The following is a 5,103-nucleotide window of genomic DNA, read 5'->3' as shown; positions in this document are numbered from 1 at the left end:
GGAATCATCAAATACGACCGAAGGTATAAGCGAATTGTAAGAAGAGGACTGGATTCGGTAAGAGTAGAGATATTTCTTGTTTCTATCGGCCATAATCTCTATAAAATCTATAATAAGCAGATGAGACTCCGGGAAGTGGCTTAAAGAAGAAAGAGCGCACGTTTGTTGGGGTAAGGGGGATTATGCGCTTTTTACTGCTTTTTTCTTACGCTTTCCACAAAATAAAGAGGGGCTGAAAAAATGGAGTTAGAGCAACTCCATTTTTTCACAGCCCCTTCTTCTGTCCTGGGAATCCGGTGTTCAGCGAATCCGGTTTCCGGAATATTTTTCTTCGCAGTATTTGCAGCGGTAAATTTCCTTTTTAGGGTCTGTGAGTACAAACACATGATCCAGGCCCTGCTCAATGGAGGTAATACACCGCGGGTTCTTACATTTAATAACGTTGACGATTTTTTCCGGGAGCGTCAGCTCTTTCTTCGCAACGATTTTAGCGTCTTTTATAATGTTAACTGTAATGTTGTGGTCAATAAACCCCAGAATATCCAGATCCAATTCATCAATGGGACACTCGACTTTAATGATATCTTTTCTCCCCATTTTGTTGCTTTTGGCATTTTTGATAATGGCAACGCAGCAGTCCAGCTTATCCAATCGCAGATCGTGATAGATGGTCATGCTGTTTCCTGCCTTGATGTGATCGAGTACAAACCCTTCATTTAACTGGCCAACATTTAACATATCTCCACCTCCAATAATGTGAGAATCAGTGCCATACGTACATAGACGCCGTATTGAACCTGTTTGAAATAAACAGCACGGGGATCGCTGTCCACTTCTACGGAGATTTCATTTACTCTCGGGAGTGGGTGAAGAACCAGCATATCTGGGCCGGCCAGTTCCATCTTTGCCTTGTCCAGTATATAAAAATCTTTCATGCGGACATAATCTTCTTCGTTAAAGAAACGTTCTTTCTGCACTCTTGTCATGTAGAGAAGATCCAGCTCCGGAAGGGCATCTTCCAGGCGTACTACTTCTTTGAATCCATTGCCGTTGGCTCTGAGGACATCCTCCCGGATATAATCAGGAACCCTTAACTCTTCAGGGGAAATTAAAACGAACCGTACGCCGTGATAGCGCACCAAAGCTTCTATAAGAGAATGAACCGTGCGGCCGAACTTCAGATCTCCGCAGAGGCCGATGGTTAGATTGTCCAGACGCCCTTTGAGAGATCGGATGGTGAGCAGATCGGTAAGAGTTTGTGTCGGATGCTGATGGCCTCCGTCCCCTGCGTTAATTACAGGAATAGAAGAAGCCATAGATGCAACCAGAGGTGCTCCTTCCTTAGGATGGCGCATAGCGCAGATATCTGCATAACAGGATGCCATGCGGATGGTATCCGCTACACTTTCGCCTTTTGCGGCGGAACTGGAGCCTGCGTTGGAGAATCCAAGAACCTTTCCTCCCAGGTTCATCATGGCAGCCTCAAAACTTAAACGGGTTCTGGTGCTTGGCTCATAGAACAGGGTTGCGATTCTTTTACCTTCGCAGACATGGGCATATTTTTCTGGATTGTGCTCAATATCATTGGCCAGATCCAGGAGTTTGTCTAATTCTTCCACGGAAAAATCCAGTGGGCTCATTAAGTGTCTCATGGGTTACCTCCTATGTGCTTACCGGTAAAATTTTACCAAGATCTTACGGGTAATTTATCATCTATCATCATATAATAGTTTACCGGTAATTTCAACATTAATCGGAAAGTATTTTTTCAAAAATGAGCCCTGTAAAAAACCATACCGGGGCATAATCCAGACGGATCAGCCCTTTGTAATTCAGCTTGCACTTGCTGTAATCCCAGGGACACATCTGATATTTTTTCAGTATGCTGCCTGTGGTATATTCGGTAAAAAAGATTCCCACGGTATAGATGCTGCCCCGGATGAACGGGGAGACATCCTTCATCAGGCGGGAGATGGGGGAGATTACCGCTGCCATCCCATAAATGGGAAACATCCAGATGGAGGACTGGCCAAGCAGCTTGCGCTCTCCCCGCTCCAGAGAGTGGATTCCTGTCCAGAGAATTTCCATGCACCAGCCGGCAGCACCGCATAGTAAGAATTTATGTTTCATAGCCACATTCCTTTTTTGTAAGTAGTATAACCTTTTGGAAGGGTTCTCATACGCCATCTGATTTGATGCTTTTTTTGCAGGAATTGATACATAAACTTGCGAAATGGGAAAGAGCGGTGTATGATTAGAAATAATGCGCAAATTTATTTGCAGGAAACACGGATAAAGGAGAGAATAAAAGATGTTGGATTTGCTGAAGATAAGAGGGCAGATTGATGGAATAGATGATGAGATTCTGCGGCTGTTTGAGGAGCGGATGCAGCTGTGCAGCGATGTGGCAGAGTTTAAAATACAGACAGGGAAAGCTGTTTTTGATAAGGACAGGGAACTGGAAAAACTGAAGGCTCTCGGGGAGAAGGCGGGCAGTGATTTTACCAGCCATGGAATCCGGGAACTGTTTCAGCAGATAATGGCTATGAGCAGAAAGCTCCAGTATCAGCTGCTGGAAAAGAATGCGGTGGAGGAAGACACTCCGTATATCCCGGTGGAAGCTCTGGATACGGAGAATGTCACCGTAGTATTTCAGGGAGTGGAGGGCGCTTACAGCTTTGCGGCTATGAATACATTCTTCGGAAGCTCAGTGAAGAATTATCATGTGGCAAAGTTCAGGGATGCAATGGAAGAGATTAATAAGGGGAATGCAGAGTATGCCGTGCTCCCTATCGAGAATTCTACCGCAGGGATTGTGCAGGATATCTATGATTTGCTCACGGTATATGACCACTTTATCGTGGGAGAACAGATTATTCCCTGCCAGCATGTTCTTCTGGGGGTGCCGGGTGCCGGACTGGAGGATATTGAGACGGTTTATTCTCATCCCCAGGGATTGATGCAGTGCAGAGAGTTTTTAAATGAACAAAAAGGGTGGAGGCAGGTAACACTGGATAACACGGCGGTCTCAGCCAAAAAAGTTTCAGAGGATCAGGATAAGAGCCAGGCTGCCATTGCCAGCGAGTCGGCAGGGGAATTCTATGGGCTGTCTGTCTTAAAGAAAAATATCTTCAGCAATCGAAATAATTCTACCAGATTTATTATCGTATCAAAGGAAAAGAAATACAGGAAGGACGCCCGGAAAATCAGCGTGAGCTACGAACTGCCCCACGAGAGCGGCAGCCTGTATAACAGCTTGTCGCATTTTATTTACAATGGTCTCAATATGACAAAGATTGAATCACGTCCAATACCGGGAAGAAACTGGGAATATCGGTTTTTTGTGGACTTTGAGGGCAATCTGGGTGACAGTGCGGTGAAAAATGCCATCCGTGGTCTTTCTGTTGAAGCCAGTCAGCTGCGGGTACTTGGGAATTACTAGGAGGATAAAGATAAGATGATTCAGTTGGAAGAATGTATTGTATATCGAAATTTTAAAGATCAGGACGTCCTGCACAAGATGACAGATCTGATCAACACTTATATAGAAGAAAGGGAAGCACTGGAGGAGCGGCGTGGAGAATTCTATGACTGTATGAATCAGCTGGTGGAAATGTCCGGAGCTTATGGGTTTGCCGGGAACCTCTGGCATAATTACCTCACATTTCTGCTGGTAAACCATGAGAATGCATTCAGTATGGCATCAGAAATCGTTGGGGCAGTCCAAGGGAGTATCAACGAATTGGTACTGCAGGATTTTGCTGTATTTAAGAAGCTCTATGATTTTGATTTGGGGAAACTGGACGAGGCATTTGGTTCCAGCTGCTGTCGAAGCATCTGCAATTATGTAAATGTCAATGAGAACAGTAAAATGTTTAACAAACGAATCAGGGACCGTATCTGCAATCTTAGCAAAAAGCTTAGCCGGGCGGCAACCACAGAAGAATTTATGGAGGATATGGTATCCTTCTACAAAGACTTTGGGGTAGGCAAGCTGGGGCTCCACAAGGCTTTTCGTCTGGAGCATTCACCTGTGCGCGAAAGAGTGGATATTGTACCTATTACCAACATTGCCCATGTACATCTGGATGATCTGGTGGGATATGAGATTGCCAAGAAGAAACTCATAGATAATACGGAAGCATTTGTTTCAGGAAGAAAAGCCAATAACTGCCTGCTCTTCGGAGATGCGGGCACCGGAAAATCGTCCAGTGTCAAGGCTATACTAAACCAATATTATGACCGGGGGCTGCGTATTATAGAGGTTTATAAGCATCAGTTTCAGGATCTCAACGATGTAATTGCACAGATTAAAAACAGAAACTATCGTTTTATCATATATATGGATGACTTATCCTTTGAAGAATTCGAGATAGAATACAAATACCTGAAAGCAGTGATCGAGGGAGGATTGGAGAAAAAACCAGAAAATATCCTAATATACGCGACCTCTAACCGCCGCCATCTGGTGAGAGAAAAATTCAGTGACAAAGAAGAGCGCAGAGACGATCTTCACGCCTCAGATACCGTGCAGGAAAAACTCTCACTGGTATCCAGATTCGGAGTATCCATCTTCTTCTGTGCGCCGGACAAAAAAGAATTCCAGAATATTGTCAGAACATTAGCAGAGCGGTACAAAGTGGAGATGCCGGAGGAAGAACTGCTGCAGAAAGCCAACGCCTGGGAACTGCAGCACGGAGGACTGTCAGGGAGGACAGCACAGCAGTTTATCGATTACTTATTAGGCCAAAAGGGGGGGCTGTGAAAAAAGTCCCGTAAAAAAAGAACGCTTTCAGGTATACAAACCTGGAGGCGTTCTTCTTTTTGTGGTAAAATTAATCTACTATGAACAATAATACCGAGAAATATTATACCGCAAAACAGGGAAGGCTGCCACTGTTTTTTTCGGATTGTCTGGATCTCTGTGATCCAGTATTAGTATTTGACAGAATCATGGAGGAGATTGGAATAGAAAGATATCTTAGGCCAGAGCCCTCACATAAACTGGGCCGGCCCGGATATAATCGGGTCAACATGCTAAAGACAGTCCTGTTCGGCTTTATGGACACTGGATACGCTTCCCTTCGGGAATTAGAAGACCGA

At 44.7% G+C, this 5,103-nt stretch carries 7 protein-coding genes; 4 read left to right on the top strand and 3 right to left on the bottom strand.

All coding sequences use genetic code 11. The annotated features are described in order from the left end of the window. Nucleotides 1-3 precede the first annotated feature (3 nt). The gene (locus BUA56_RS24030; protein WP_278320879.1) at nt 4-144 is read left to right on the top strand and encodes a transposase; all 141 of its coding nucleotides are present in this window, start codon (nt 4-6) and stop codon (nt 142-144) included. 156 nt (nt 145-300) lie between these two features. Here BUA56_RS24030 and BUA56_RS22230 read toward each other — a convergent pair whose 3' ends face one another. The 3 genes from BUA56_RS22230 to BUA56_RS22220 all read right to left on the bottom strand — a co-directional run bounded on the left by BUA56_RS22230 (nt 301) and on the right by BUA56_RS22220 (nt 2,130). Then, complete coding sequence (locus tag BUA56_RS22230) at nt 301-738, bottom strand: aspartate carbamoyltransferase regulatory subunit (RefSeq protein ID WP_072854937.1); 438 nt, start codon at nt 736-738, stop codon at nt 301-303. Then, nucleotides 732-1,652 carry an aspartate carbamoyltransferase gene (gene pyrB / locus BUA56_RS22225; RefSeq protein ID WP_072854936.1) on the bottom strand — a complete coding sequence of 307 codons (921 nt, stop codon included), beginning with the start codon at nt 1,650-1,652 and terminating at the stop codon, nt 732-734. Before pyrB ends, BUA56_RS22230 begins: the two co-directional genes overlap by 7 nt. A gap of 97 nt (nt 1,653-1,749) precedes the next feature. Continuing rightward, nucleotides 1,750-2,130, bottom strand: coding sequence for a putative ABC transporter permease (locus tag BUA56_RS22220; RefSeq protein ID WP_072854935.1), 381 nt, complete (start codon nt 2,128-2,130; stop codon nt 1,750-1,752). A 181-nt stretch (nt 2,131-2,311) separates the two neighbouring features. Here BUA56_RS22220 and pheA point away from each other — a divergent pair, with 181 nt between their 5' ends. The 3 genes from pheA to BUA56_RS23510 form a co-directional block, all read left to right on the top strand. Then, nucleotides 2,312-3,442, top strand: coding sequence for a prephenate dehydratase (gene pheA / locus BUA56_RS22215; protein WP_072854934.1), 1,131 nt, complete (start codon nt 2,312-2,314; stop codon nt 3,440-3,442). 15 nt (nt 3,443-3,457) lie between these two features. After that, nucleotides 3,458-4,765 carry an ATP-binding protein gene (locus BUA56_RS22210; RefSeq protein WP_072854933.1) on the top strand — a complete coding sequence of 436 codons (1,308 nt, stop codon included), beginning with the start codon at nt 3,458-3,460 and terminating at the stop codon, nt 4,763-4,765. Between the two features lie 80 nt (nt 4,766-4,845). After that, a partial coding sequence (locus tag BUA56_RS23510; RefSeq protein WP_479724312.1) for a transposase occupies nt 4,846-5,103 on the top strand: 258 nt, incomplete at its 3' end.

Origin of the sequence: Lactonifactor longoviformis DSM 17459 (genome assembly GCF_900129135.1) — a bacterium.
Classification (GTDB): domain Bacteria; phylum Bacillota; class Clostridia; order Lachnospirales; family Lachnospiraceae; genus Lactonifactor; species Lactonifactor longoviformis.
Note: the sequence above shows the minus strand (reverse complement) of the source record. Positions and strands in the feature narration are given on the sequence as shown.

Excerpts from the sequence above, each read along its gene's own strand:
- BUA56_RS22230 (WP_072854937.1), bottom strand. The coding sequence starts at position 738 with ATGTTAAATGTTGGCCAGTTAAATGAAGGGTTTGTACTCGATCACATC.
- pyrB (WP_072854936.1), bottom strand. The coding sequence starts at position 1,652 with ATGAGACACTTAATGAGCCCACTGGATTTTTCCGTGGAAGAATTAGAC.
- BUA56_RS22220 (WP_072854935.1), bottom strand. The coding sequence starts at position 2,130 with ATGAAACATAAATTCTTACTATGCGGTGCTGCCGGCTGGTGCATGGAA.
- pheA (WP_072854934.1), top strand. The coding sequence starts at position 2,312 with ATGTTGGATTTGCTGAAGATAAGAGGGCAGATTGATGGAATAGATGAT.
- BUA56_RS22210 (WP_072854933.1), top strand. The coding sequence starts at position 3,458 with ATGATTCAGTTGGAAGAATGTATTGTATATCGAAATTTTAAAGATCAG.